Origin of the sequence: Pleurocapsa sp. CCALA 161, assembly GCF_003003995.1 — a bacterium.
In the GTDB taxonomy this organism is placed as follows: Bacteria; Cyanobacteriota; Cyanobacteriia; order Cyanobacteriales; family Xenococcaceae; genus Waterburya.
The window spans coordinates 1-26,451 of record NZ_PVWF01000072.1; the positions used below are offsets into that span (position 1 = coordinate 1).

A 26,451-nucleotide genomic window follows, 5' to 3' on the forward strand; every position below is an offset into this window, starting at 1 on the left:
TTGCTAAGGTGGGAGAGGCGCTAGAAATCCTGCATCAAGCTCAGTTTCTCCATCGAGATATTAAGCCAGATAATATCATGTTAGTGGATGATGGTCGGGTAGTTTTAATTGATTTTGGTGCAGCGCGAGATTTTACCACCACTTCTACTGTTAGATATACAACCATGTTGACTCCTGGTTATGCCCCACTTGAACAATATGGACGAGCGTTAAAATATGGAGCATTTACCGATATTTATGCATTAGGCTCAACTTTATATCATTTATTGACAGGAGAAGCCCCCGTATCGGCTATTGAGAGAGCAGCAGGAGTAGAGTTGAAGTCGGTCAAAGAAATTGCCCCTCATGTTAGTCTACATGTCAGTGAGGCGATCGCTAAAGCAATGGCAATGGATGTAACCCAAAGAATACAGTCAGTAGGAGAATTTTTGGCACTGCTGCGTCGGGATGAGGGTCGATTGACCTATAGGACTAAATCCCCGAACTTTTATGACTCGGCTCAAGATATTTGGGGCGTTTTTGGTCAAGCTAATCCTCCTAAACGTCCTCCCAATTCCCAGCAAACTGAATGGTTTTAAATAATATGCAGCTCGACGAAATCAAAATTACCATGCTAGGCACTACTGGTGCAGGCAAAACTAGTTATTTACTGGGGATGTATGCCGTAATGCAAACGGGAATTCGAGGATTTACTCTAGCAGCTAAAGACATGGATACAGATCTTGAGTTGACCCAAAGGTGGGAAAAACTGATTTCCTTAAAGGGAGAAGATCGCTGGCCAACGCCCAATGCAGCAGCGATGGAGTACTATGGTCTTGACTTTAGCTATGGCTTTCGTCCATTGATGGGGTTTCAGTGGCTGGATTATCGTGGTTTAGCTTTGAGCGATCGCTCGACCGAACAAGATGTTGCCGATCTAGTATTATATCTACAAGAATCTGCCTGCTTATTCCTTTGTATTTCAGGGGAATACCTAACCAGCGAGCTTACCCCCAATACCGTGCGGCAAATCAAAAGCGATCGCATGAACCAATTTGTTCAGCAATACGTTAGTAATAATAAGCAGCCAAATCCCCAGCAACCTTTTCCTGTAGCGATCGTAATTACTAAATACGACCTCTGCCACCATCGAGAACGGGAAGAAATTATTGCTGATGTCAAAAAGCTGTTTCAAGCCTTATTTACTCCCAATTCTGGCTGGCTAGTGATGATCTGTCCTGTCAGTTTGGGGCGAGATCTAGGCAACGATCCTGATAACGCCAATATTGTGCCAGTGAATGTACATCTGCCCGTGGTTTTTGCCGTTTATTCCCAGCTACGAGCCTATGGTTTAAGGCTCAAAAGCGATCGCGATCGTCAAACTCTAGAAATAGATTTAGCCAGGCAAAAAAACCCCCTATTGCAAATTATTAGAGCTAATCAACTTAAGGAGCAAACAGTACAACTAGAAACGACTAAAGCTAAAATGATCGCGGTGGAAGAAAACATGAAATTGCTTTCCCAAGAATTACAGCAGGCTTCTCTCTACTTTAATGGTAGCGAGGTGACAGCAGATGTCTAAATGGGCGGCAATTGTTTATGGACGCACCTATCATTTAGATTTCCGCTTTATAACTGTACCCCAAGACTTTACCCAACAAGATCTAAATTGGGCATCACAGCATATCGTCGCTACTACTCAACAAGCGCGCAACTTGGCTCATGCACCCCGTTGGGCGATATTTAAAGATGATCATCACTGTGTTGTGGGGGTTACCTGCATGGTCAAAGATTTAATTGGTAATACTGTTAAGGATGATCAAGGTAGACCACTATACGTATTTGTTGGCTATGTCGCCCAGCTAACAGAAAATCTGCCCAGCCAAAATTTGCCTCTTTATGCTGACAACTGCTTAGATCACTTCAAAATTCTCTATCAAGAAATTGAGCAAGTTTGGCTGGTGAAAAATTATGACCTAAATAGCAAACATCCCTCCCTTAGTCAGTATTGCCCCGTTAACTTCGATAACTTGGCGATCGCTCCTGAAGCACCAGAATTTCCTCAGTTAAACCTAAATTCCCAGCATCCCGATCAAATATACCTGTGGCCCAATTCAACCCCACAAAACAGTTTATTATGGCAAGCAGCGGCTCAATCTTCAGCGCCAATCGCTGCTTGTTTAAACATTCAAGGCAAGGCTTTAAACCATAGTCCTTTTCTCAATCAATCTACGACTCAAACAGAGCAGTTTCAAATATTAGAGAAGGTGGTGACTCAGGGCAAAGATCACGCTTTAGATTCAGATAGTGGTAATAATACTGATGATTCTCCCAATACATCACTTTCTCAGAAAATTGCCGATCGCGCCAAAGAAGATATCGATCTTACTCTCCAGCAGGCTGCTAAAATGGCGAATGGACTTCGTCCACGCTCTGCGATCGCCAGTCAAGAATTAATTAACAACCTATCAGATTGGAATCATACTAGTGAAACCGAACTACAGGAGTTAGATCGCGCAGCAAACGAGCCTGAATTTGGCTTTAAAATCAAGAAGTCAGATTCTAGTAATGAACAGGATTGGTTTTAGGTAACCTGAGTTCGGGATTAGCTCAAATCCTTATTTTGAAGGTATTTAAAAAATACTATTTTCCGTTCTTCTTTCATAGTAGAGTTGCATCCAAACTATCTCAAAAGCTATTAGCTTACAGCTATTAGCTTACAGCTATCTCCACCAATTAATCTGCTTAACCCGAACTCAGGTTAGGTAAGTTTTAAGCTCTACCTGTCCCAAGTCTCTCGTTATTTTGGAGAATTGGCATGAATTTTAACGACAAAGTTTTTGATCTTTTGGCGACACATTAGGATTGGTAGCGAGATAATCAGCCAGGCGATCGCATCCTCGATTTAATAAATCATCTAAGTCTAAATTCCACCAGAATAAACCCTGTTGTGATTCCCCACTAATAATCGACTGGTCATCACTACTAAACGCCAAGCTGTTAATCTGACTAGTATGTCCTCGCAAAGTTTTGATTAACTCTCCTGTTTTGGCGTTCCAAAGTTTGATTGTGCGATCGCCACTTCCAGTCGCTAATACTGTGCCATCAGAGTTAAAACTAACTGTAGTTACACCATCTTGATGTCCTGTGAAAGTATGTAATAAATTGCTGTTTTTAGCTGCATTTTTAATTGCCCAAATTTTAACTGTATTGTCCCAACTTCCAGAGGCTAGAAAATTACTATTAGAGGTAAATATTAAGGAAGTTATTGCCAGATTATGAGCTTTAATAGTCTGTAATAATTCACCTTTTATAGTCCAAAGTTTAATTGTATTATCATAACCAGCAGAAGCTATTAATTTATTATTAGGACTAACTATAACGACTTTCACGCTATCAGTGTGTCCAGTTAAAGTTTTAATTAATTTTGGTCTACCTGCTGTATTCCAGAGCTTGATAGTTTTATCTTCGCTACCAGAGATCAAAGTCTGACCATCAGGAGCAAAAGCAATAGTATTAATACCATCTTGATAAGTTTTTAGGGTTTTAATTAATTCACCTGTATGAGTATTCCAAAGTTTAATTGTTTGATCCCAACTGGCAGAAGCAATTATCTTTCCATCAGGACTATATGTAATTTGTGAAATAGATTCTGTATGTCCTGAAAAAGTGCGAATCAGCTTTTGTGTACGATCATAATTATTCTGCCAAATTTCAATTTGACTAGCTCCAGTAGCAGCAGCAAAAGTATGAGGATTATTTGGTGAAATGGCAAGGCTATTGATCTCTTCAGCTTGATGATCATAGCGATTAAAGACTTGCCAAATTTTTACAGTTTTATCTAGGCCAGTAGAAATTAATTTATAGGAATTATTAGAAGTATCAGAATTACTCTGGTTATTATTGGGAATAAACTTAAGATCTAATATTTCTCCATTATGTCCTATCAAAGTCTGTTGCAAAATACCTGATTTGCTCCAAATATAAATTTTCCCATCAATAGTTGTAGTAGCTAATAACTTTTGATCTTTACTCAGAACAAAATGATTAACTGATTCTGGATGAGCATATGAGCTAATCAATTTATGATTATTTTTAACTCTAAGTTGGACTATAGTGTCATTATCATCCGCTATTGAATAAGTATTGTTTACAGTTGATATTGAAGCTTGTTGAGGAAGATAAATTGGATTATTAATTGTTTGTTCGCTACCCTTGAAATTTAAAGCAAGATTTTTTTGTGCTTGTTTTTTAGTTAGAGTTTGTAGTAAAGTTCCGTTTTGCTGCCAAACTTTTATAATTCCATCATCACTTGCGGTAGCATATATTTCTCCGTCATCACTGAGGCTAATACTATTTACCTGCTGACGATGATTTTCGAGTCGATTTAATTCTTGAGTACCGTAAATAGACTGTTGCAAAGTAGCGGTAGTTTTATACTTAGTTTCTTGCCAATCTTCTTGACTAACTAAAACTTTACCCAAGCCATTAATTTGTTCAAGCTGTCTAGCTGCTTTGACACTGGTGGTTAAAGATTCTAACTGCTGATTAGATAATAATTGTGCTTCGGCAACGGCAGTTAAACTATCAATATTTTCAACTTGTGTGATTATTTTCTGGCGATATGTACTCACTCCAAAGACAGTAGCAGCCAAGCCTAAAATGCCTAACGCAGCAGCGGTTAATTGTGCTTTACGCAAGCGTTTTTTGGTTTCTCTTTGTTCTGCTAATCTGGCATCAATACAGGCAGCAACATACTCTTTAGCATGATCGGATAACTCATCAGTATATTGAATATAAATCTCTTCGGCTTCAGCTAAACGAACACCCTTAAGTAAAAAATCATCTTGCTGATTCTTCTGCAACCATAATCCTGCTGCTTGTTCGATCTGACGCTGCGATCGCAATCTTGAGCGATTTTCTTCTAACCACCAGCGTAAACTAGACCAGTGACGAATCAGAATTTCGTGGACAATTTCTACCGTTGCCTCTTGACGCATAGCTGCCAAAAATAACTCATCATCTTCTGGAGGATTGTCTGCGCTACGGCTTTGTCCAATATTATTACCATTATCCAGATTCATAACTAGCAGGTTAGCATCAGTTAAAGTACGTAGGGTTTGATTAACTAAATCTGCGGGATATTTAGCAACGATTAAATCAGATTTAGTCATGCGCCGACGAGTATCTTCTGTGCCTTCTCCCAACTGGGTGAGGTTAAGAAAAATCCAGCGCGCACAGTCTTGAGATGGGAGATCGAGATGATCGTATATTGCCTGCGCCTGTCTTTCTAAAGCACCTTTTACTCCTTGTAACTCTTGATAGGCTTTGAGGGTTAATTGACTATTCTCTCTTTTTGACCATAGCTCCTGTAAGACAAACTGTAACAAAGGTAAATCTACAGAGGAACGATCCAAATCTTGTAACAACACCTCTACTAAACCAGACTCTACCTGTAAGCCCACCTGTTGTGCGGGTTTAATCACAGCATGACGATAATCAGCTTCGCTGAGATATGGTGGCACTAAGATACTGTTTTTCTGTAATATTTGGGCTAATTCTGGATTTTCAAGACAAGCAGCCACAAAATCGGCTCTAATAGTTAAAACCAGTTTAAAGCGATCGCCTGCATGTTTCAGCGCACCTAAGATTAAGGCAATAAATTCTTGACGTTCACTCTCACTGGCGAGAGTAAATAATTCTTCAAACTGATCGATAACCAATAACACCATGACTTCAGTGCGAGTTCGTAACCACTGGACAAACCCTTCTACTCCCTGATAGAGTAACCCTTCAATTTGAAGCTGTTGCTGCGTTGGAGATTGCCGTTGAGGGTCGGATAATAACCGCGCTAAAGCCTGTATTGGCTTACTTCCAGGACGAAAACAACCCAACCACCAGCGATCGCTCCCAGGAATTTGCTTACCCTGTCTCAGTTCTGCCATTAATCCCGCTTGCACTGCCGAGGATTTACCGCTTCCCGAAGCGCCTACCACCGCAATACTTGTCTTGTGGCTAATCTGGTTAACCAATTTTTGAACTAAGGTTTCTCGACCATAAAAATATTCGCTACTGGCTTCATTAAAAGCCTTCAATCCCATATAGGGACAAATTCCCAAATCTAATACTGACTGTTTACTATTAGATCCATGTTTAGCTGGCAATAATTCGATTACTCCTTGAGTACCCGATAACCAAATTTGAGGTGTAATCCCTGTTCCTGCTAAAGCAACCTGTAGCTGACTAATCCAGGCTGCAATAGGTAATCCTGCTGTCGAATCGGCACTTTGCCAAGTTTTCAAGACAAGATTGGCAAACTGCTGAGAGTCATCTAAGCTAGCATTGGCAGCAATCAAACACTGTCCGCGATCTGTTTCCAAGCGTAAATCCTCGACCCACTCTGCTAGACAATCTGTTCCAGGACAGTCTAAAATCACAATTTGCTGGGTGGCATGAGAACTTTGCAACACTTTTCTCAACCAAAAACGCGATAAGCTCATCCCATCCTGCAAAATCAACCAAGATTCCCCTGATTCGTTTGTTTCAACTTCTCCTCTGATATAGAGTAAAGCAGTACTAATTTCGGTTTTTGTTTCGTTCTGCACATTCAGACAAGTTGCGATCGCACTTTTTACCTGCGACCAAGGTTCATTGGTTTGGGGAAAATATCTGAGGTAGAAATCTCCCGCATTCTGCAAAACCTGACTCAAAGCTAGGGTTGTACTATTGGTTTTAGATCCGCCATCAACTACTAAAGCCTGTCTAGGATTAACATTTAACTTACTCAATGACTGTTTGCCTAAAATCACCCTACCAAACCCTTCGACAATCCGCTTGGGAGTTTGTAAGGGGAACTCTAACTGAAGTTTGCTCTCTCCGCGACTGCTTTTTTGCTGATTAATCAAGCGGATCTGCTGGTTAGTTTTATCGATATAGCGCAATGTTTGATAATAAACATATTGATATAAAGCGTCGGCTTCAATTATCCCTTGAGCATCCGCAGCTTCTCCCTGCAAACCCCGCATTAAATAATAAGTAAACACTCCATGTCCTAATTCGGGAAACTCCCAAGACTGTTGAGTTTGATCGCAGGATAATAAAGCATAAAAACCCTGGCTTTCTGCTGCTTGATGACGTAATGTTTCTACTAATTGGCAACTGGGATCATTTGAAGATGCTGTCCCTCTCAAAGTCATCCCACCACTATGACAAGCATCTAACCACACAAGCTGTTGACTAGCAGCACAGTTGCTTAACTGTTTGAGTAAGTTGTTTAATGGTAAACCTGTAATTAATAGATCTTGAGTGTTGGTATCAGCTAGACATAAAACAACCTGCTGAGTCTCTGTTTCTAAGATACCGTGTCCTGAAAAGTAAAACAGAATCGTGTCATCTTTCCCAGCAGATTTAACAATGTGTTGGATACTTTGTTGAACTTCGATTAAGCGAGGATACTGCCTCACAAAATCGTGATGAATAATAACTTCTTTGTTCGTCAAACTAGCGGTTGCTTCTTTTAACGCTTCTCCCAAACCCTGACAGTCTAAAGCAGAATATTGTAGTGAAGATAAGTTCTGGCGATCCTGATACTCATTAACTCCCACCAGCAAAATCCAGAGTTTAGCGGGTTGTAAATCGGGTTTTGCTTTAAGACTTTTAGCGCGAGGACACATCGCTGGTTTAACAAGTTATTTTAAATGTTCAGTATATCTCCATAGGTTTAAGGTGACGTATTTATGCAATAGTTTTTAGCTTAAGTAGCTGTATAAAATCAATTTCTTGGTTGAGACAGAGGTTTTGATAACTCTGACTAAGAACTAAAATCCATAGCTTTCGCTGAAATCCAGCATACATGATTCAATATCTTCTAACTTAGATTGAAGCTTTTTATACTTGACCGCCAAAGCGAGAAAATCTTCATAATGTTGTAGTGCTAACTCAATTGCTTCTTGCGGATTTCGTTCAAGATACATTTTGAGGCGAACAACTTGCAACTCGGATTCCAAAGGCAGAGAAATCATGATTTATTTAAGAAAAAAAGGTGAACGGTTTAATTTATTTTTGCTAGATAAGAATCTAAATTATCTAACTACTTTGAGTGAATTTTAGCTAAATACTGTGATCGAGTTGTTTTTATTAACTACTAAAATAACTTTGACAACTAAATTAATCATTGCTCAGTCAATGACATTAATCATCATAATTTTAATAGATTGGCGATTCCGTTTAAACTGATACTTTTCTTGATTAAATAAACTGTTTTATAGGATAGAAATTATCTTAATCAGAATTGAAAATATCTAAAATAGTGAAAATACGTAAACAATATATATTTAATATTTTTTTAATAATTTTAACAAAGTATCTCAAGAGGAATTTAAAGATCTCTAGTTAAATTAAGCGACTCTCCAGGGTCTAAATTTGCCAATTGCGCGCTTAAATCCCAAGCAGGTTGAAGTTGCCCTGGTTGAAAAGTACGACTCATTACTACATAAATGGAAGTGCGATCGCAACCTAGATCGACAGCAAGAACATTATCCCAGGATTCAGCAGTCAAGCAGTCTTCAATGTGCCAATATCCATGATGCCAAGCTAGACGACGGGAAAATTTAAACGGTGTAGTTTGCTTACCTGTAATCAGAATTTTTTGTAAGCTACGACGAATTAAATTAGGGAAAAAGCGCCCAAGAGATAACATCACTAACCGTAGAATAATGAGATTAAGAGGGTTCATCTGTTTCTGCTTTGCCCAACCAAGATTTCCCGCGATCGCAATCTGATCTGACTCTAGCTGAATTTGATAATTATCAACCAGATGTCCCACTGCATTTTTGCGTTTATTGCCATCCTGCACCAGTACAGAAAACTGTGTATCAGAAGCGACTAACTTATGATCACGAAACAGTTTGAATACACCCCCTTTATTAAGCGCTAAATATAATTCTGTTTGCCCTCGACGATCAATTAAAATCCCCCCTTGCTTCAGATACACCCTTCCTTGAGTACGAGGCTGTAGGGGTGGACGAGCGGGTATAAAATCGCGCCAAGCCAGCAGATAATTCCAGGTGTGGTGTCCAATAATGCGATCGTCGGCATAACAAGAGCCTAGCCCAGCAGCTAATCCCTGTAAAAAGCGATCGTTAATATTTAAAGCCTCTGGTAGCCATTGTCCGACCAATTCAAAACCATGGGGGAAAAAGTTATAGGTGTTGCGACTAGTATATTCCCCGCCATAAGAACCATCAGGATGGACAAACTCCGCTGCTAACTTAACGGCAGAGGCGATCGCCCGTTTTAACCTCTCATTTGGCTGTAATTGATCTAATCGCGCTAAACAAGAAATAGTCAGGGTATGGTAGCCAGGATCGCAACCTTCATACTCAATAAACCAACCTTCAGGATTTTGCCAAGCATATACCTGTTCTAAACGCTCTTGTTTACTAACTGACCAACGATCTGTTTGTAACAACCTACCCACTAACTCCAAACACAGCACAATCAGAGCCTGATGATTAGTTAACCGTCCGCTTTCTTGATGTTCTGCTAACCAGTCTGCCCGTCTGCGGAAGAAATCTAACACTTCTGGCGAATGCTCTAAACCTAATAAAGTTGTACTTTCTAAACAGGCTAGTAAAGAAAAGGCTGCTGCACCTGCTGCTCTTTCATAGGGGAAATAATCATCACAAGATCCATTACTATGACTGCTGAAATAGGCGTATTCAATCCCTGCTTTAACCCACTCTTTAAGCATGGGTTGTTGATAATAAATATTCCCTGGCAGATCGCAACCATAAGCCAACGCCAGCGGATAAACAAACTCCTGAGACATCCCCGCAGGGAAATCGATGACTTTATATTGCCAGAAGGTGCGATCAAAACAACCATAAGTCGGGCTGTGGGGATTACGATCCAACAGAGTCAGGATCTTGGGAATTTGTGCCAAGGCTTCGCGAGCAAATAAGTCTCTGGGAGTCATATATATCTAGATGAAATACTTAAATCATCAAGGTCAAACTGAGGTTATCTACTGATTAATGTTCTTTTTAATCTGCTCCAATTCTTCATCTACTTCCCATTTTTGAAACTCAGCTTCTAAAGGGTCGGCACTACGGTGATATTGAGGTGAATTAGCACCACGATCCCAGCCAATCGTATCACTAGAGGAGTTAATCGTGCTAGTAAAGTTAGCTTGAGCCGAAGTAGACTGCTTAACTTCTTGACGCTTTTGTTTGACCTGCAACAGCAATTCTTTGGCTTGGGTGATGCGTTGCTTTACCCCCTGCATCTGTCCCCAAATTTGATTCCCTTGCCTGAGTAATTCAGCTTCTCGCTCTCTGGCTGCACTCGCCAAATCTTGTCGATTAGCTTTCTCCGCCTTATCAATTCTACCGTGCCAGGTTTGAATATCATTGGCGATCGCCAGAATCTGATCCTGTAGACTTTTTTCTTCTAGCTGGAGTCGAGAAATTAGCTTAGTTGTATCTTGTTCTTGTTCCCGTAATTGCTCTTCTAGTGCCTGTAGTTCAAGATGAGGATTATTTTGTAAAAATTCATCTAGTCGCTCTTCCAAAAACTGATTGATGTCATCAAATAAACCCATCTTATAATTCTCAAAATACTTGGCTTCATCTCATATTTTAAAACGTTTCGCCTACAGAAATGGAACGAACCTCACCTTGATAGCTAATATTAGCTTGCTGGTTGGCGATCGATTCTAAAATCCAACCGTCGTTAATTTCTTCTCCCGCCCAAACTCGCCTGGTTTGACCTTGAACTTTAATTAGTGCTGCTGAGCGATCGCCTCCTAATTGCAAAACTCCCATTAAAGTATGACTAATCTTGGGTTTACTCGCGATCGCTACTGGATTACTCTGTGCTGAATTAGCAACATTATTATTGATAGGAGTGGGTTCAGGTAAAGGAGGTGGTTCAGGAATTGCTAAAGGTTCAGCAGGAGGAGGCAGATCGGGGATGCTGCTATTGGGTAAAGCCAAAGGTACATTATTGCTAGCCACTTGAGGCATTGTCGGTGCAGGGGTATATAAGGGAACATATACTACCTGCTCATTAGTTTTTTTGTGGGTGGCAATTTTACGATCTATCTGGTCGAGCGATCGCTCCATGTAATCAATAAATTGAACATCAGATTTAGACAGTACAACATTTTTACCACCTGCGATCGCAGTTAGTATTCCCTGATGCCTCAACAGCCACCAGGCGACTAATAGACAATAGCTACAGGCAAGGGAAAACAGTATTTTTCCTAAGTAACTACTTCGAGTAGATGAGTTTAAACTCGATCTTAAATTTGGCTCTACATAATTGTCCGTGGTGACACGAATTATTTCTGCCAGACTTAAGTTATAGTCGGTTGTTGCTTGATACCAATTACTGTCAATCGTAGTTGCTCTATTAGAGGTGGTGACAATGGCGGAAGGTTGTTTTGAAGTTTTGGTTGTTAATTGATGATCGTTAGATCTTCTCTGTTGCTGAAAACTATGAGTTTGATTGGTATTAAACTGCCCTAAATTTGCTTGAAAATGATGATTTCTAGAGCGAGATAAGCTTAAACTTTCAATAAAAGAAAATTTTTGAATCACCTGGCAACGACTTATATCCCTCAGCATCGGGTATTTAGCGACTAAATTGACCTATCTAACATAAGCCCATTGTCTTGTTTCTACCATAGTGTTTCCTCAGAGGCTAATCGATGGCTTTAATTTGTTGACAGTGTAAATACTGAACAAAGGCAGACGGCAGACGGATCAATTTGCCAGTTGTTCGGGACTGAGATTGATTAACGGTAGAGTCTCTCCCCCCATAACAGTAGGAAATTTACCATCCCATTTATCGATCGCTTGTTGTTGTAATAATATTGATATGCCAGTTGATAGTAACATCAGTTTTGACATCCTGTAGATCCTTAGAAGAGGCTTGAGCAATAATATCGCTTTTTTGCACTCTAACGGTCAGATGTTCTACGGTATTAACTATCGGTATAATCGGGTGAATGCCTTCATCCAAAACATTATCTTGAACTTTGCCAAAGCGCATCACCACTCCGCGATCGCCTGCATTGATAATAGTAAATGGTTTAAAAATGGTTAACCCTAACAATAAAACAGCACCACCAATTAAATAAGTTGTTAATCCTAAAGGGAAAGAGATTTTAAAGTTATTAAGGTTATTTTTCATACTGCCATAAATAAATATATTCAAGCTTGATAAGCTTTAAATGGTCTTAGATTGATTCAGCAACTCAGTAAAGTCTGTATAAAGTATCTATTGATCGACTAGGATAACTTGGAAACAAATATTTAGGAGAAAAGCATAAAAGAGATGGGCGTTACTTGCGTTGTGCAGTTAATAACTAGTTGAAGTAACCAAAAGTTATCTCTACTACCCAAAAACCAGGCAAAATCTGGAATCCTGGAGTATTTGTGTGAAGCTTGTGTGAAGTTTAGCTTAAATCTCGCTAATTTAAAAATATAATGTTCTTAACAAAGGTTAATATAATATACTTTTGTTAAGAAACAAAAAACTATACAACAAAACTTACACATGGTAGCTCAATTTCCCTGGCTTACCGCGATTGTCTTTTTACCTCTAATTGCTGCTCTAGCAATTCCTCTGATTCCTGATAAAGATGGTAAAACCGTACGTTGGTATGCTCTCAGTGTTGGTATTATTGACTTCATCTTAATGGGATATGCCTTCTGGACTAACTACGATTCCAGTAGCGCGCAATTCCAACTAGTCGAAAGCTATAGCTGGATTCCTCAACTTGGGGTTAGCTGGTCAGTCTCGGTTGATGGTATCTCTGCTCCTTTAGTCTTATTAGCAGGATTTGTCACAACTCTAGCAATGTTATCCGCTTGGCAAGTAGATCGCAAGCCTCGCCTGTTCTACTTCCTCATGCTGGTACTATATTCGGCGCAGATTGGAGTATTCGTCGCACAGGATATGTTGCTATTCTTCGTCATGTGGGAGCTTGAGTTAGTTCCTGTCTATTTACTTGTTTCCATTTGGGGTGGTTCTAAGCGTCGTTACGCAGCAACTAAGTTTTTACTCTATACCGCAGCAGCCTCGATCTTTATCCTGGTAGCGGGCTTAGGAATGGCTTTCTACGGCGACAACTTAACCTTTGATATTGCTGCTTTAGCTTTAAAAGATTATCCCTTGGCTTTAGAAGTACCTCTATATGCAGGATTACTAATTGCCTTCGGTGTTAAATTAGCTATTTTTCCTTTGCATACATGGCTGCCCGATGCTCACGGCGAAGCTTCCGCGCCAGTATCAATGATTTTAGCGGGTGTATTGCTTAAAATGGGTGGTTACGGGTTAATTCGCTTTAATATGGAACTGCTGACCGACGCTCACGTTTATTTTGCTCCTTTATTAGTAACTTTAGGAGTAATCAATATTGTTTATGGTGGCTTTAGTTCCTTTGCTCAAACCAACATGAAACGCCGTTTAGCATATTCCTCAGTGTCCCACATGGGATTTGTGCTGATTGGAATTGCCTCTTTTACAGATATTGGTACGAGTGGCGCGATGCTACAGATGCTGTCTCATGGCTTAATTGCCTCGGTATTATTCTTCTTAACAGGAGTTACCTATGACCGCACCCACACTTTATTCATGGATCGTATGGATGGTATAGCGTTAGTAATGCCCAAAGCTTTTGCTTTATTTACTGCTGCTGCCATGGCTTCTCTAGCGCTTCCAGGAATGAGTGGCTTTGCTAGCGAAATTGCTATCTTTGTGGGCATGGCTACTAACGATGTTTACAGCCCAACCTTTTCTACAGTAACGATCTTCTTGGCTGCGGTAGGAATCATTATGACTCCTATTTATTTGTTGTCTATGCTGAGACTAGTTTTCTTCAACTCTAATGAAGCTCTAGCCTGTGACATTGACCAAGCCAAAATGAAAAAGCCAACCAACGAACCTGCCGTATGTTTTGGTAATAGCTGTGTCTTACCTGGAGAAGCTCCTTTTGATGATGCTAACTCTAGAGAAATCTTTATTGCAGCTTGTTTCTTAGTCATGATTGTTGGTATAGGACTTTATCCTAAGCTCTTTACTCAAATATATGATGTAAAAACAGTAGCGATTAATGCCGAAGTTAGCCAATCTCAAGTAATTATTGCCCAACAAAAGCACATGACCTTAGCTCAAGCACCAGTAATCGGTGAGGTGACAAAGTAACTATCAATTATTTAAAATTTAAGACCGATTTCCCAAGAGACTGATTTGCTCAATTTGTAGCTATTGTCAGTCTCTTACTTGTTTTTAATGCTTTAATGGAGCGATCGCTAATGATTAGTAATTACTAATTACTGACATTCTACTAAATTTTAGTGCGATCGCGATTGATTACGGTCTGCATATTCAACATTAAAGTTATTGAGGGAAAATGCGATATCTGTTTTCTAGATATTATTGCCCCGCTAAAATGTGCCGAGAAATAAAGGGTATGATTGATTTGTTTTGAGCATTGTCGCCCCCCTCAGTAAATATGATCAAAAGGTAAGGCGAAACTCCAGGTACTTCAATATAAGCAGCATCATGGCGAACTTGAGTCGTCCAACCAGCTTTAGACCAGATTTTAGCATCACGGGGTAAAGCTTCGCCAATAAATCCTGTAATTTGATTCTCGCCGTCGCTATCTACAAATTCTGCTGGGTTAAGACTGCGCTTAAGTAACTGCATCATCTTTTGCGATCGCTCTGAAGATACGGCGACACCACCAATAATACTGTGTAGTAGTCTAGCAACTGCATCTGTAGTTAACATATTACGGTTTTCCATCAGTTCCCCTAAAAATGCTCTTTCTCTACCATAAGCACCATCACACCAGGTTTTTTGATTAACATTGATACTTTCTAATTCTGACCAGTCTAAAGAGGCAAAATAACGATTGATAATATTACGCTGCTTTTGCCAAGTTGCAAAGGGATTAGCGGGCAATTCTGGCCCACTCGTCGTACCTGTTAAGACATCTACTAGCAGACTCGTAGCATCATTGCTGGAGGCGATAATAGCATCACGAATCGCGCGGTTGAGTTCTAAAGATTCTGCAATCATTCCTCCCTGTAGCCATTCTTGGATTGCCACTAAGTAAAATAGCTTGACGATGCTGGCGGGATAAATCCTTTCCACTCCTCGGTAGCTAAATCCTTTGACCTGATATTGCCAAAACTCAGCAGCAGATAAAGCTCCTCCTGTATTCACAATCACAGGTTCTTCATACACAATCCAAGTTAGAGCAATTTTATCTCTTGTCAGGGTAGGAAACTTTTCGCTGGTGGTTTGGAGGATTTGCTGGGCAATTTCGGCTAGTCCCTCGTCTTGACGGAAAAAAGGCATAAAAATCAGTGAACAGTGAACAGTGAACAGTGAGCAGTGAGCAGTGAACAATGAACAATGAAATTATTGTTTCATTGGTACTGTGGTTTAGTTTATCGCGTCGGTAACTTATATGATTGCTCTTGGAGATCTCGACAGATTTTGCGACAATAGCAGGGAATTAACTAATTATCTCTTTAGGCTAGAAAGCCTTAGTTTCAAAAGAATCACATAAATAATGAAAACAGGCGATCGCGAATCCCTAAAACCAATTTCTCAAGTACCTGTTAATGTTCAAACAAAACAGCCAAGGAATTTTTGGTTGGTTTTTACCTCGACATTTATTACGATCTTTCTGGCTGAGATGGGAGATAAAACGCAGTTAGTTACTCTTCTAATGAGCGCAGAATCTCAAGCACCCTGGATTGTATTTATTGGTTCGGCATTGGCTTTAATTGCTACTAGTCTAATTGGAGTTTCTATCGGTTACTGGCTATCAAAAAAATTAGCACCTGAGACATTAGATTTATCCGTCGCTATTGTGCTACTTTTTATTACCGCCTGGCTGATTAGCGACATAATTAACCTTTGATTTAACTTTAAATTTCATTAGTAAAAAGCTAGTAAAAAAATATCTGATGATAACTGACATAGACTGGCAATTAATTGGCATCAGCTTCATTACCGTATTTTTGGCAGAAATTGGTGATAAGAGTCAGCTTGCCGCGATCGCTTTAGGAGGCAGTTCTAATAATCCTCGTGCCGTATTTATTGGTTCGACAGTTGCTTTGATCTTGGCTAGTCTTCTAGGCGTTTTAGCGGGTGGTACTGTGGCGCAGTTTTTGCCCGAAAAATTATTAAAATCTTTGGCAGCGATCGGTTTTGCCACTATGGCGTTGAGAATTTTGTGGTCAGAGCAATGAACAGTGCACAGTTAACCTAGTGGACGTGAGCATAAAATAAATAAAGTACCCAGGCAAAAAGTTTGAAACCTGTGAACTAACTTGGAACTAAATTTAAGTTGAGAGTTTTTAACTATCCGATCTATCTCCGACTGCAATACGGTATTGCCGATTACTTTAATGTCTCTAAAATGTCTCTAATCAAAAAAACGGTCTGGGTATTGGCGATCTGGTTCATTACAATCATGAGTTAGTAAAGCGTAAATTGAGCAGCTTCTCTAGGTCGTCTTAAAATTAATTTAATTAACATTAATGAAGAGGTAAGCAGCATGAATGAGAACAACCAACAGCATATTCAAGCAACTCCACCCATTAATTCCCAGAACGAAAACACATCAGAAATGGGAGGAGGCTTACCAGTTATCAAATATTGGGCTGAACATACAGTATCTCCCGAAGGTTTAAAACTTTGGCAAACTCTATTACATAAAAGTGCTTGTTTATCATGTTCCTGGGGAACTGGAGGACAAAAAGGAGGATTCACCAACGAAGAAGGCGAAAAGCTTCAGCGCTGTATGAAGAGTGTCGAGTCAATTTCAGCCGAAATTCAACCGCCAATTCCACCTCAGTTTTTTGAACGCCAAAGCGTAGAAGATTTACAAAAACTTACCTCTTTAGAAGCAGATAAATTAGGTAGATGGAGTTTTCCCGTAATTTTATCCTCAGAAAATACTCACTATCAAAAGATTAATTGGGAACAAATTTATCGCCTTGCATCAACTGCTTTTAAGACTGATCCAGAACGAATAGCTTCTTATAGTTCAGGTCGTTCTTCCAATGAAGCAGCTTTTCTCCTACAATTGATGATGCGAACCTTGGGTTCTAATAATCTTGCTGATTGTTCCGATCTCTGTCATGCTCCTTCAACTTTTGCACTCAAACAAACCTTTGGCACTGGTACATCTATAGTCAGCCTAAAAAGCTTAAAAGAGACGGATTGTGTTGTCTTAGCTGGTTCTAATGCTGCTTATAATCATCCTCGTCTAATGAATGAGTTGATTAAGCTGCGCGAACGAGGTGGCAAAGTTATTGTAATTAACCCAGTTCAAGAAATTGGCTTAGTTAAATTTGCTTCTCCTGCTTTTCCCGTTAAATCTTTGCTTACTGGTTCAGAGATTGCTTCTATCTATCTTCAGCCGATTCCTGGTAGTGATGTTGCTCTGTTTGTGGGTATACAAAAATCTCTAATCGAACAAAATCAAATTAAGCAAGAATTTTTGCAAGCATACACCGAAAATTGGTCAGAAGTAATATCTCATGCCAATTCTACTACCTGGGCAACAATTACAGAAACTTGTGGGGTTTCTCAAGCAGAAATTGAAACCGTAGCTCAAATCATTGCTTCATCTCCTAAAGTTGTCTTTGCTTGGGCGATGGGAATTACGCAACAACAAAATGGTGTAGATAATGTTAACAGTATCGCTAATACTGCTCTGATGACTGGAAATGTCGGTCGGTTAGGAACTGGATTAATGCCGGTACGGGGACATTCTAACGTTCAAGGTTTTGGCTCTATGGGAGTTACAGTCAGACTCAAAACAGAAATTCAACAATCTTTGGAAAAACTTTTAGGTCGCTCTCTCAGTCGAGTAGCAGGATATGATACACAAGCTTTAATCGAAGCAGCAGATGCTGGAAAAGTAGACACGCTTATTTGTGTCGGTGGTAACTTATATGCAGCTAATCCCAACTCAAATAAAGTTAAGAGAGCTTTAGGTAAAATTAAAACGATTATCTATCTAGCAACTAAGCCCAATCTCGGTCATTTTCATGGTTTAGCAGGACAACAAACCATTATTATTCCTGTCCTCAATCGTTTCGAGAATCCTCATCAAACCACTGTAGAGTCAGGCAATAATTTTGTGCGTCTTAACGATCAAGGTCAAACCCATCTAAAAAATGCCGATTTGATTGCTGAGGTAGATTTTTTGACTGAACTTGCCCATCGTCTTCATGGTGAATACCCTGTCAATTGGCGACAACTTCAAGATACTAAGTATGTGCGTCAGCTAATCTCTCAAACTATTCCAGGCTTTGAGAAAATGGCAAACATTGATGAAACGAAAGAAGAATTTACCATTAGTGGACGAATTTTTGACCACCCCCATTTTCCCACACCATCAGGCAAAGCCATGATGTTTGTTACCCCATTGCCTTGTCTGACACTGCCTCAAGCAGTTGACTTTGGGATTGACCACTATAGTCATGGTGTAGTCCTAGCACTAATGACAGGACGTAGTTATTCTCAACACAATACCGTAGTTTATAAGACTGAGGATAAATATCGTCGTATGCCTCATCGCCACTGCATCTTGATGAATCGTACTGATGCAGAAAGTGCTAGTTTACAAGAACATCAGCGGGTAATTGTTAGAGGAAACGCCAGTGAACTAGACAATATTGAGATTATTTATGGTGCAGTTCGTCCTGGATCTGCTTTGATGTTCTATCCAGAAGTTAATGTAATTTTCGATGCTCCCAAAGAATCTCGTTGTGGAACTCCAGCTTTTAAACGAGTGCCAGTATTTGTCTATACAACTTCTAGCAAATCTCGTGCATTAACGGTCGAGACAAATCGACAAATTTAGCAAGTCGTAGAGTGAGCATCAAGAACAAATGTGTTTTTAAATAGTGATACTTTAACTATGCCCACCAAATGTATAGCAATTCTTGCGCATTAACTACAGACTTCGTTGATCTAGATTGTCGATACATAACTATTTCAGTGCTTTGATTATTTTGGCTAGTTTTGAGAATAGGATTGCTATAAGTTAATTGCTGGAACGTTAATCTACTCTTGTGATTTTTTGCCCAACCTACAAAAGCGCTCACTCTAATAAATTTAAACCAATTACACCAATAAGAATTGCACCAATAAAAATTATTTTAAATAAACTAATACTTTCGTTAAATAATAATATACCGATAATAGTAATTCCAATTATTCCCAATCCAGACCAAATAGCATAAGCGATACTAATATCTATGGTTTTAATCGCTATACTTAAAAAGCCAAAAGCTAAAACATAACCTACAACAACCCCTATTAAATAAATAGATTTTAAAGATCCATTGGTCATTTTTAGACACGTGGTAGCCAAGATTTCAGAAATAATTGCTAAAAACAAAAATAATTCGTTTTTATAGCTCATGATTTTCATTATTTGCCACCTGAGCTAATAAGTTAATTATCTTATTGTAAATCGACTTAAAGGCAATCACCCAACTTTTACATCTAAAAACCCAAGAAATTCAATTACAGCGGTTTTTTTACTTTAGATAGTTTTATAGTCATGTCATTTAACTAAATCTTGTGATTTTTTGCCCAGCTTAAAAAAGCTGCAAAAGCGATCGCTAATGAATTTATTTTTCGGACAAGTCTAATAAATTTATGAAATGCACAACTTTCAATTCTTATAAAAGTAAAGTTCATCAGAGCCATCACTGTTAAGACCAGATAAAGAACCTGATGGTGTATATTTTCTTTTTTTAATTAAGCTTAACATAGCCAAATTATTACTCTCTGTAGATACAAATACCTTTTGGTTTGTATAAATTTGCTCAACTTTTGACAGTAATAAAGAAGCAATACCTCTATAGCGATACTCAGAATGAACGCAAAGGTATGAAATTAGCGTATGATTACACAAACAGCTTTTTTCTATAATTGAGATATATCCTGAGACTTTGTTATTAACAATATATACTCTCAAGCTCTTTCTTAAAATTTCGCTTTCTCTATTACCTCCGAACTCGTCAAAGATTTCAATTTGCTCTAAGTCTTCTATTTTTCCATGTCGAATCATAATTTTCCAGCAATCGTAGGGCGAGCGATCACCCGCCTTTTCCATCTAAAAACACAGATACAAAAAAGCGAGAATAGAGCTCGCCTTTTGCTAAATCATCCATAGCATTACCACAAATGGAATTGTATAAATGAGTATCTTGAAGTAATTTAATTAGGCTAGAATCGCCTTTTAATAGTTCAATAATCGCATTGGTATCTAATAAGTAACGATTACCATTCATCTCTTAATTTTCGCTGTGTTGCTACTGCGTCTCCCTGCCAACTAAGTTTTCCTGCTAAATCGGAAAAATCATAGTTATTGTGTGTTTTTTCTTCTTCGGGGGCAGGATTGATAATCACCACTAGCTCTACTTCTCCAGCTTCTAAATTGGTTGGCAGCTTAATATTTAGCTGTCCTGTTTCATCAATTTCAGTTGTGAGTTTTAAAACTTCCATTGTTACCTACCTTGAGCATTCTTAGCCTTACTTCTAGGATAACTAATTGTATAAGAATGTGGGTGCTACTAAGCTTCAAAGACCTAGACAGTAACGCACCGCAGTTTCTACTTCAGTCATTTTATCTTCAGTTAAATGACCTGCTGGTTTGGAATCAAATCTAGTTGAATCTAAAGAACGAATTTGAAAACCAAGAAAAACTGTTTCTAACGGTAGCCCACTTTCTGTAGCTGATACTCTGACATTTGTTGGATAGTCTCTACTGATGTTTGTTCCTTTTGTTCCCACTACCACTGTAACAACCAGAGGTAATTTATTAATTTCATCTATTGACAAGACTAAAATAGGTCTTTTTCCTGCTTGTTCTCTTCCCTTAACTGGATTAAGATTAACAAAATAAATTTCTCCTCTTTTGATGGTCATATTTAATTTAAGCCATCCATTTCAGTTATTAAAAACTCTTGATTTATATTTGTTATTTCTATTTGAATTTCTGGATCTTCAGCCATAGCTTGTAATTGCTTTTCTAGGCTAGCTTGATTATCTTGCTTTTTACTTTTGTTTTTAGTCAATAGCAAAAAATTTAGTACTTCTTTGATCAGATAATCAGGAGCTTGTTCTATCTCTTTGAGTAATTGCTTTTTTTCCTTCATGGTTTACTCAAGTTTATGTAATGTTAAATATTGATTAATCTTTATTTTATCCGAAATATATTTCAAAGAGCGATCGCTTTGGTAGTCTTTTGATTGCATTTCTATTTAATAACTTTAAATTACACAACCTGGAAGGTTAAGGCGATTGCTTAAAGTGTTATTTACTTTTAATTTTTCTACCTGTAACCAATGTTGATAGCTTAGATATATTGTCTAATGAGATTATCATTGTTATTTATCTAATTTTTTCATTAGTTGATAAAAATCGCTACGGGAATTACGTGCCATGATTGCTTTTTTTAGCTTCTTAATTTGAAGCATAGCTCTGACATTGTAGTCCCATTGTGCGATCGCCGTTTTTTTGGCAACCATATAAACATTGCGTTTTAAGTTACTAAAACGATCGCTACTTAATTCTCGATCTAGATCGTCATTAATCGGAGTGAAACAGTTCCCATTGTTATTAACAATAGTAGTTAGACAACCAATTAACCGCGCTTTATCGCCACTTACGATTAAAACTTTACCTATACCGTAATTAACCTTGATCATACCTGCTTTGGTTTCTTGATTTTCTCCCGTGGTATAAACACCATCTAGTGCCACTATCACGTCATGACTGATCATTTTATCGACATGAATATGAGTCTTGATTAAATCTATTTTTGGGAATTGATTTAATAACTCAATTAACTGATCATCTTGAGGATTGATCGACAGTCGATCTTTAGTACTATCAATCAAACAATTGTTAATTGTCTTAGTAGTTGTTTCGCCGATATTATTGTTGATTAACTGCCAGATACTAACCTGATTGTAGTCAGCGTTAGCTAGGATAGTTAAAATATCCTTATTGTCTACCAAGCTTTTAAGCCAATCAATTTTAAATAATAAATCTATTACTTGATAACATATTTCATTGTTAAATTTTTTTCTATAAAATTAGGATCGCATTTTTTCTGAGATCCCAAAAATAATTGAAGGGCGATCGCTCGCCCACCTTTCTAAGATAAAAACCTAGCCAATTAATTCCATTGCTCGTTTAATAAAATTATCCGCAGTAATACCATTAAACTCCATAATCTGACCAGCACTAGCCGTAGTTTCGCCACGCTTCCAAGCAAAAACATCCCGCTTGCTATTACTCCGCAACATCACAGGTTCTAACATGGCGCTAGAACCACCAGTAACTCCTAATAAAGCATCGCCATCAAACAGGTTGGAAAATTCGGCATCACTGAGAAAATCACCATCTTGTTCACGACTGCAACTATCCCAAGCGACATCAGTTGAGCGATATAAACGACGGGGGTTAATTATTGAGACAATTTTTGAGCCAATACCTTGAGCTTTTAACTGTTCGGTGGCAGCAAAGACAGGGATTAGAGTCATGTCGCCAATTACGGCAAAAACTACTGTTTTAGTTCCAGGAGTCTCTTGTAACACTATGCCACCTTTAGCTAATCCTTCACGGGTTTGTTCGAGGGTAGTGCGAATTTCTAGAGGCGATTTGCTGGCGGTAATAGGAATGCCTTTATTTCTTGTGCCTAATGCCCATTCATAACAAGCTTGGATACTGTTCGCATCACAGGGAAAGAGAGGAAAGATATTGCCGTTACGCATCATCCCCGCAAAATAATTCTCTACTTCAGGACGTTGATGTGTCCAGCCGTTGCGCCCTTGTTCTAATGCTCCTGCGGTAAACAAAGTTATAGTTGAGGGTGTAGAACGTCGTAATTCTGCCATTGCTTGGGTGACGGTTTGCCAAATAGGTAATCCGTTAATCACAAAAGATTCATAGGAACACCACAAAGTACGCGCCCCAAATAAAGCCTGGGCTGCTGCTAATCCTGCACAAGCATCTTCGCTGAGAGGCTCATATACCTGTCCTTGAGGCTGTTGGGAATAGGTTTCATCTTTGGTTGGATGGATGATTTTCAAAGCTGTATTAATGTTTTTAATCCCAGATGCAGCATTACCATCAGCATTTGCCACCAAAAAGTCTCGATCTTGCTGTCCGACATAGGCAACAATTTCACCCATCGCCGTGGTTGCTACTTGCTTTTCTCCACCAACGGAATATTCTTGCAGAGGAATCTTACCTAAATCGCCAATTGAGTACTCATGCTCAGTCACAACTGTGTTAACCGCAGCACCACCATTTGAGCGGACATAATTATCTCGGACAAGTTGCCAAGCTTCGGGAGTTAAGGCTCTTTCTTTTAAGGCTGCCACAATATAGTCTTTTTCCAAGCTGTCACCAGGATAAAGATTGTGCGACTGTGCGCCTCGCTTATGCACTCCTGCCCCTTTTAGCTGCTTCACAATCAAGACGGTCAGTTTACCATCAAGGGCTGATTTAGCTGCCTTATCTGTCCCTTCTAATACCGCTTGCGTAAATGCCATTCTCCCTGCTTGAGAAAACAGAGTGCTGTCTACATAGTCGCTGACTTGATTGCTATCGTCGTAATCTTTTGCATTGACCAGAATAACCTCAGTAAAGCCGTTACCTGCCCAATAGTTAATCATCTGCTCGTTGGTTTTAGTGGAAACCATGCTGTGATGTTCTTGGGAATAGCCATTCCAGACCAAAATTGGTAAAAAGTTAGTTACTTGGGGAAACGCAGTATTAAAATGACCAAAGCTACTCATGATATAAGGTTCGCCTAAGCCACCATCGCCAATAGTTACAGGAAATAATACCCCTGGATGCAGTTTTGCCCCTGCCATCGCAAAGTGTTGCCCTTGTCCTAAAGGCCCTGCGGGATTCAACAAGCCGGGGATTTGTCCTGAAAGATGCCCTAATAAGCCATGAGTTTCTCGAAAGCGATCGCCCATTTGCTGCACATTATTGATTCCCATCGCCTCTAGAGAAGTATCGAGAAAGACGTTGCTATAAAAGCCTGGGGCATGGTGTCCCACTTCCGTAATGATATTTTTGTGACCCAGCATGACCAAAGAAGCGATCGCCTCGGCAATAGAGGCAAATCCTCCAGGATGCCCCGACTGCTTACTAGCAGTGACTTGCAGAGTTAAATAACGCAGGGCATCAGCAGCCAGCATGGTTTGGTAAACCGCTGCGGAATCTGTGGGGGAGGCGATCGCCGTTTCTCCTTTCTTAATGGCAGGAGAACTATATTGCTCAAAATTTGGCAAGCTATCTTTGAAATATTGAATCCCTTGACAAAAAGCGGGAATGTTTGTGGCAACAGTCATAAATCTATCCTTCTTTGAGGGAACTGCAAGTTTTAAATAAATCTTACAGTTTTGGGGTAGCTCAAGAAAAAAAAATCTCGCTCAAAACTATTATTTATCAATGCCACACATAGTTATTTATCAATCGTTGCAGCAACTAGCTTGATATAGATCTCTTGACTGGGATTGGCTACTCTTGCTCTAGCAAGCGACTCAATTTGTTTCTTACATCCAGCATTTTTCGATCACATTTAGGTACGGCAACCACACGCAGATCAATTTCCAAAATATTGTCTCATCTGGTGGTTTTTTCCCAGACTTTCACCTCCTCTGCCGACTCATGTTGATAGCGAAAGGTTACCGTATCTGAATCTACTTCAACTATTTCCACATTTTTGACCCAACCATTGCTGCTTTTGATATATAGCCAAACATTCGGCTGTCCAATAAGTTCCTGTAGTTTAGTTTCCATGGTTAGAAATTAAATTGAGCGTATAGATGTATAAAATATTGCATCCACTATAAGAGATATTTTTTTCCTTGGCACGATCTAATAAATACAAAATTTATCTAACCCAAGAGAGATGACCTAATATAATCTGTTTGATGATAGATCGCTTGTCACCTTGTTAAATTAAGATCATAGAGATCGTAGAAAAGTAATTTAAGCCTACATGTCAAATATTCAATACGTCGGCATGACTGTTGCCAACATGGAGCAGTCAATTAAGTTTTATACAGAAGTCCTTTCGTTTCAAAAAATCAAGGATCTAGAAGTTGCGGGGGATGATTGGTCTAAGTTACAAGGAATTTTTGGGTTGAGGATGCGGGTTGTTCAGATGCAGCTTGGATCAGAGATGATTGTCCTCATGGAATACCTGACCCCCCAAGGACGACCAATACCTGTTGATTCCCGTAGTAATGATCGCTGGTTTCAACATATTGCGATCGCTGTTAAAGATATGGACAAGGCTTATCAGCATCTGCGCCAATATAACGTCAAACATACTTCCACTAGTCCTCAAACACTACCAGAGAATTTAAAATCGGCGGGAGTAGAAGCATTTTACTTTAAAGATCCTGATGGACATAATCTTGAACTCATTACTTTTCCGCCAGACAAAGGAGATCCCAAATGGCTAAAAGAAACTGATCAATTGTTCTTGGGCATTGACCATAGTGCAGTGGGGGTAAAAGATGCTCAAGCTAGTTTTGGGCTGTATCGCGATCGCCTTAAGCTAGAATTAGCGGCAGAGGTGGAAAACTACGGGAGCGAATTTGAACACGTAACCTGTGTTTTTGGCTCAAGAATTCATGTTAATAGTTTAAAAGGCAGTGAGGGGATTGGTTTTGAATTATTAGAATACATTGCTCCCACCGATGGCAAAAACATGCCTGTAGATAGTCGAGCTTGCGATCTTTGGCACTATCAAACCGTAATCTCTGTAAACGATTTAGCCAGTCTCGAACAGGAATTACGCTCTGCGCCCTGTCAATTTATTTCCCCTGGCATAGTCAAAATGTCGAGTAATGAACTGGGATTTAGTCAGGCTTTATCCATTAAAGATTTAGATGGTCATGTTTTGCATTTGGTAGCAGAATAAATTACCAAGAGGGCGAGCTAGTTTTTGCCCTCACTTAAAAATTAGCAATCTTCTAGCACAGATAATTATTCCTCTGCTATATATGATCTCAAACTAGCAACAGTGTGATTAATGAGTAAGATTCTCTTTCAGGAAATCCCAACTGTAGATCTCCATGATTTTGCTTCAGATAATTCTTTGGTTAAGCAAAATTTTGTGCAAACCTTGGGTAATGCTTTTGAAAATATAGGTTTTGTTGCTGTAAAAAATCATGGTTTAACTGATGCCATGTCTGAAAATCTTTACCATGCAGTTAAACAGTTTTTCGCCCTCCCCGAATCAACCAAACTAAACTACGAAATATCAGGTATTGGGGGACAAAGAGGCTACACCGCCAAAGGAAAAGAACACGCCAAAGATAGATCTGTTGGTGATCTCAAAGAATTTTATCATGTGGGACAAGAACTAGCCGAAACAGAATTAAC

Annotated in this window: 25 protein-coding genes; 9 read left to right on the forward strand and 16 right to left on the reverse strand. The window is 39.2% G+C overall.

The window, feature by feature from the left end:
• From C7B62_RS16475 to C7B62_RS16485, 3 genes are all read left to right on the forward strand, one after another.
• On the forward strand, positions 1–578 hold a 578-nt coding region (locus C7B62_RS16475; protein WP_146132121.1), incomplete at its 5' end, for a protein kinase.
• Entirely contained in the window at positions 569–1,561 is a 993-nt protein-coding gene (locus C7B62_RS16480; RefSeq protein ID WP_233220006.1) for a hypothetical protein, read from the forward strand. The genes C7B62_RS16475 and C7B62_RS16480, both read left to right, overlap by 10 nt.
• Positions 1,554–2,567, forward strand: a complete 1,014-nt coding sequence (locus C7B62_RS16485; protein ID WP_106239033.1) for a hypothetical protein — start codon at positions 1,554–1,556, stop codon at positions 2,565–2,567. The genes C7B62_RS16480 and C7B62_RS16485 overlap by 8 nt, the downstream gene beginning before the upstream one ends.
• Positions 2,568–2,804: 237 nt before the next feature.
• Here the strand turns inward: C7B62_RS16485 and C7B62_RS16490 are convergent, their stop codons facing one another.
• From C7B62_RS16490 to C7B62_RS16515, 6 genes are all read right to left on the reverse strand, one after another.
• Positions 2,805–7,652 (reverse strand): caspase family protein, encoded by a 4,848-nt coding sequence (locus tag C7B62_RS16490; RefSeq protein ID WP_106239036.1) that lies wholly within the window; start codon positions 7,650–7,652, stop codon positions 2,805–2,807.
• Between the two features lie 144 nt (positions 7,653–7,796).
• Positions 7,797–8,000 (reverse strand): hypothetical protein, encoded by a 204-nt coding sequence (locus C7B62_RS16495; protein ID WP_106239040.1) that lies wholly within the window; start codon positions 7,998–8,000, stop codon positions 7,797–7,799.
• Positions 8,001–8,356: 356 nt separating this feature from the next.
• Positions 8,357–9,955 carry a hypothetical protein gene (locus tag C7B62_RS16500; RefSeq protein ID WP_106239044.1) on the reverse strand — a complete coding sequence of 533 codons (1,599 nt, stop codon included), beginning with the start codon at positions 9,953–9,955 and terminating at the stop codon, positions 8,357–8,359.
• A 48-nt stretch (positions 9,956–10,003) separates the two neighbouring features.
• Positions 10,004–10,579, reverse strand: coding sequence for a TIGR04376 family protein (locus tag C7B62_RS16505; RefSeq protein WP_106239048.1), 576 nt, complete (start codon positions 10,577–10,579; stop codon positions 10,004–10,006).
• Positions 10,580–10,616: 37 nt separating this feature from the next.
• Complete coding sequence (locus C7B62_RS16510) at positions 10,617–11,606, reverse strand: hypothetical protein (RefSeq protein WP_146132122.1); 990 nt, start codon at positions 11,604–11,606, stop codon at positions 10,617–10,619.
• 220 nt (positions 11,607–11,826) lie between these two features.
• Entirely contained in the window at positions 11,827–12,174 is a 348-nt protein-coding gene (locus C7B62_RS16515; protein WP_106239056.1) for an SPFH domain-containing protein, read from the reverse strand.
• Positions 12,175–12,540: 366 nt separating this feature from the next.
• On the opposite strand from C7B62_RS16515, the gene C7B62_RS16520 reads away from it, so the two are divergent.
• Positions 12,541–14,190 (forward strand): NAD(P)H-quinone oxidoreductase subunit 4, encoded by a 1,650-nt coding sequence (locus tag C7B62_RS16520; protein ID WP_106239060.1) that lies wholly within the window; start codon positions 12,541–12,543, stop codon positions 14,188–14,190.
• Between the two features lie 231 nt (positions 14,191–14,421).
• Here C7B62_RS16520 and C7B62_RS16525 read toward each other — a convergent pair whose 3' ends face one another.
• A complete protein-coding gene (locus C7B62_RS16525; protein WP_106239064.1) occupies positions 14,422–15,351 on the reverse strand; it encodes a serine hydrolase in 930 nt (309 codons plus the stop codon).
• 217 nt (positions 15,352–15,568) lie between these two features.
• On the opposite strand from C7B62_RS16525, the gene C7B62_RS16530 reads away from it, so the two are divergent.
• The 3 genes from C7B62_RS16530 (at position 15,569) to C7B62_RS16540 (ending at position 18,880) form a co-directional block, all read left to right on the forward strand.
• The gene (locus C7B62_RS16530) at positions 15,569–15,922 is read left to right on the forward strand and encodes a TMEM165/GDT1 family protein (RefSeq protein ID WP_106239068.1); all 354 of its coding nucleotides are present in this window, start codon (positions 15,569–15,571) and stop codon (positions 15,920–15,922) included.
• 58 nt (positions 15,923–15,980) lie between these two features.
• A complete protein-coding gene (locus C7B62_RS16535; RefSeq protein ID WP_106239103.1) occupies positions 15,981–16,253 on the forward strand; it encodes a TMEM165/GDT1 family protein in 273 nt (90 codons plus the stop codon).
• Positions 16,254–16,561: 308 nt separating this feature from the next.
• Positions 16,562–18,880, forward strand: a complete 2,319-nt coding sequence (locus C7B62_RS16540; protein WP_106239071.1) for an FdhF/YdeP family oxidoreductase — start codon at positions 16,562–16,564, stop codon at positions 18,878–18,880.
• A gap of 240 nt (positions 18,881–19,120) precedes the next feature.
• Here the strand turns inward: C7B62_RS16540 and C7B62_RS16545 are convergent, their stop codons facing one another.
• The 9 genes from C7B62_RS16545 to C7B62_RS26185 all read right to left on the reverse strand — a co-directional run bounded on the left by C7B62_RS16545 (position 19,121) and on the right by C7B62_RS26185 (position 24,855).
• The gene (locus C7B62_RS16545) at positions 19,121–19,453 is read right to left on the reverse strand and encodes a multidrug efflux SMR transporter (protein WP_199194230.1); all 333 of its coding nucleotides are present in this window, start codon (positions 19,451–19,453) and stop codon (positions 19,121–19,123) included.
• Between the two features lie 246 nt (positions 19,454–19,699).
• Positions 19,700–20,143 carry a GNAT family N-acetyltransferase gene (locus tag C7B62_RS16550; protein ID WP_106239075.1) on the reverse strand — a complete coding sequence of 148 codons (444 nt, stop codon included), beginning with the start codon at positions 20,141–20,143 and terminating at the stop codon, positions 19,700–19,702.
• Complete coding sequence (locus C7B62_RS26180) at positions 20,127–20,321, reverse strand: hypothetical protein (protein ID WP_199194231.1); 195 nt, start codon at positions 20,319–20,321, stop codon at positions 20,127–20,129. The genes C7B62_RS16550 and C7B62_RS26180 overlap by 17 nt, the downstream gene beginning before the upstream one ends.
• On the reverse strand, positions 20,311–20,535 hold the full coding sequence (locus C7B62_RS16560; RefSeq protein ID WP_106239079.1) for a hypothetical protein: 225 nt from the start codon (positions 20,533–20,535) through the stop codon (positions 20,311–20,313). Before C7B62_RS16560 ends, C7B62_RS26180 begins: the two co-directional genes overlap by 11 nt.
• Positions 20,536–20,610: 75 nt before the next feature.
• Positions 20,611–20,958 carry a type II toxin-antitoxin system PemK/MazF family toxin gene (locus C7B62_RS16565; RefSeq protein ID WP_106239082.1) on the reverse strand — a complete coding sequence of 116 codons (348 nt, stop codon included), beginning with the start codon at positions 20,956–20,958 and terminating at the stop codon, positions 20,611–20,613.
• Between the two features lie 2 nt (positions 20,959–20,960).
• Complete coding sequence (locus C7B62_RS16570; RefSeq protein ID WP_106239085.1) at positions 20,961–21,188, reverse strand: hypothetical protein; 228 nt, start codon at positions 21,186–21,188, stop codon at positions 20,961–20,963.
• A 231-nt stretch (positions 21,189–21,419) separates the two neighbouring features.
• Positions 21,420–22,052, reverse strand: coding sequence for a hypothetical protein (locus tag C7B62_RS16575; protein WP_106239089.1), 633 nt, complete (start codon positions 22,050–22,052; stop codon positions 21,420–21,422).
• Positions 22,053–22,205: 153 nt separating this feature from the next.
• Positions 22,206–24,404 (reverse strand): transketolase, encoded by a 2,199-nt coding sequence (locus C7B62_RS16580; RefSeq protein WP_106239092.1) that lies wholly within the window; start codon positions 24,402–24,404, stop codon positions 22,206–22,208.
• 274 nt (positions 24,405–24,678) lie between these two features.
• Positions 24,679–24,855: a DUF6679 family protein gene (locus C7B62_RS26185; RefSeq protein ID WP_199194232.1), complete on the reverse strand. Its 177-nt coding sequence runs from the start codon at positions 24,853–24,855 to the stop codon at positions 24,679–24,681.
• 202 nt (positions 24,856–25,057) lie between these two features.
• Here C7B62_RS26185 and C7B62_RS16590 point away from each other — a divergent pair, with 202 nt between their 5' ends.
• Complete coding sequence (locus C7B62_RS16590) at positions 25,058–25,987, forward strand: VOC family protein (protein ID WP_106239096.1); 930 nt, start codon at positions 25,058–25,060, stop codon at positions 25,985–25,987.
• Between the two features lie 111 nt (positions 25,988–26,098).
• A partial coding sequence (locus tag C7B62_RS16595; protein ID WP_199194233.1) for a 2-oxoglutarate and iron-dependent oxygenase domain-containing protein occupies positions 26,099–26,451 on the forward strand: 353 nt, incomplete at its 3' end.

Coding starts and splice junctions, on each gene's coding strand:
- C7B62_RS16480 (WP_233220006.1), top strand. CDS start 569: ATGGTTTTAAATAATATGCAGCTCGACGAAATCAAAATTACCATGCTA.
- C7B62_RS16485 (WP_106239033.1), top strand. CDS start 1,554: ATGTCTAAATGGGCGGCAATTGTTTATGGACGCACCTATCATTTAGAT.
- C7B62_RS16490 (WP_106239036.1), bottom strand. CDS start 7,652: ATGTGTCCTCGCGCTAAAAGTCTTAAAGCAAAACCCGATTTACAACCC.
- C7B62_RS16495 (WP_106239040.1), bottom strand. CDS start 8,000: ATGATTTCTCTGCCTTTGGAATCCGAGTTGCAAGTTGTTCGCCTCAAA.
- C7B62_RS16500 (WP_106239044.1), bottom strand. CDS start 9,955: ATGACTCCCAGAGACTTATTTGCTCGCGAAGCCTTGGCACAAATTCCC.
- C7B62_RS16505 (WP_106239048.1), bottom strand. CDS start 10,579: ATGGGTTTATTTGATGACATCAATCAGTTTTTGGAAGAGCGACTAGAT.
- C7B62_RS16510 (WP_146132122.1), bottom strand. CDS start 11,606: ATGCTGAGGGATATAAGTCGTTGCCAGGTGATTCAAAAATTTTCTTTT.
- C7B62_RS16515 (WP_106239056.1), bottom strand. CDS start 12,174: ATGAAAAATAACCTTAATAACTTTAAAATCTCTTTCCCTTTAGGATTA.
- C7B62_RS16520 (WP_106239060.1), top strand. CDS start 12,541: ATGGTAGCTCAATTTCCCTGGCTTACCGCGATTGTCTTTTTACCTCTA.
- C7B62_RS16525 (WP_106239064.1), bottom strand. CDS start 15,351: ATGCCTTTTTTCCGTCAAGACGAGGGACTAGCCGAAATTGCCCAGCAA.
- C7B62_RS16530 (WP_106239068.1), top strand. CDS start 15,569: ATGAAAACAGGCGATCGCGAATCCCTAAAACCAATTTCTCAAGTACCT.
- C7B62_RS16540 (WP_106239071.1), top strand. CDS start 16,562: ATGAATGAGAACAACCAACAGCATATTCAAGCAACTCCACCCATTAAT.
- C7B62_RS16545 (WP_199194230.1), bottom strand. CDS start 19,453: ATGAAAATCATGAGCTATAAAAACGAATTATTTTTGTTTTTAGCAATT.
- C7B62_RS16550 (WP_106239075.1), bottom strand. CDS start 20,143: ATGGAAAAGGCGGGTGATCGCTCGCCCTACGATTGCTGGAAAATTATG.
- C7B62_RS26180 (WP_199194231.1), bottom strand. CDS start 20,321: ATGAATGGTAATCGTTACTTATTAGATACCAATGCGATTATTGAACTA.
- C7B62_RS16560 (WP_106239079.1), bottom strand. CDS start 20,535: ATGGAAGTTTTAAAACTCACAACTGAAATTGATGAAACAGGACAGCTA.
- C7B62_RS16565 (WP_106239082.1), bottom strand. CDS start 20,958: ATGACCATCAAAAGAGGAGAAATTTATTTTGTTAATCTTAATCCAGTT.
- C7B62_RS16570 (WP_106239085.1), bottom strand. CDS start 21,188: ATGAAGGAAAAAAAGCAATTACTCAAAGAGATAGAACAAGCTCCTGAT.
- C7B62_RS16580 (WP_106239092.1), bottom strand. CDS start 24,404: ATGACTGTTGCCACAAACATTCCCGCTTTTTGTCAAGGGATTCAATAT.
- C7B62_RS26185 (WP_199194232.1), bottom strand. CDS start 24,855: ATGGAAACTAAACTACAGGAACTTATTGGACAGCCGAATGTTTGGCTA.
- C7B62_RS16590 (WP_106239096.1), top strand. CDS start 25,058: ATGTCAAATATTCAATACGTCGGCATGACTGTTGCCAACATGGAGCAG.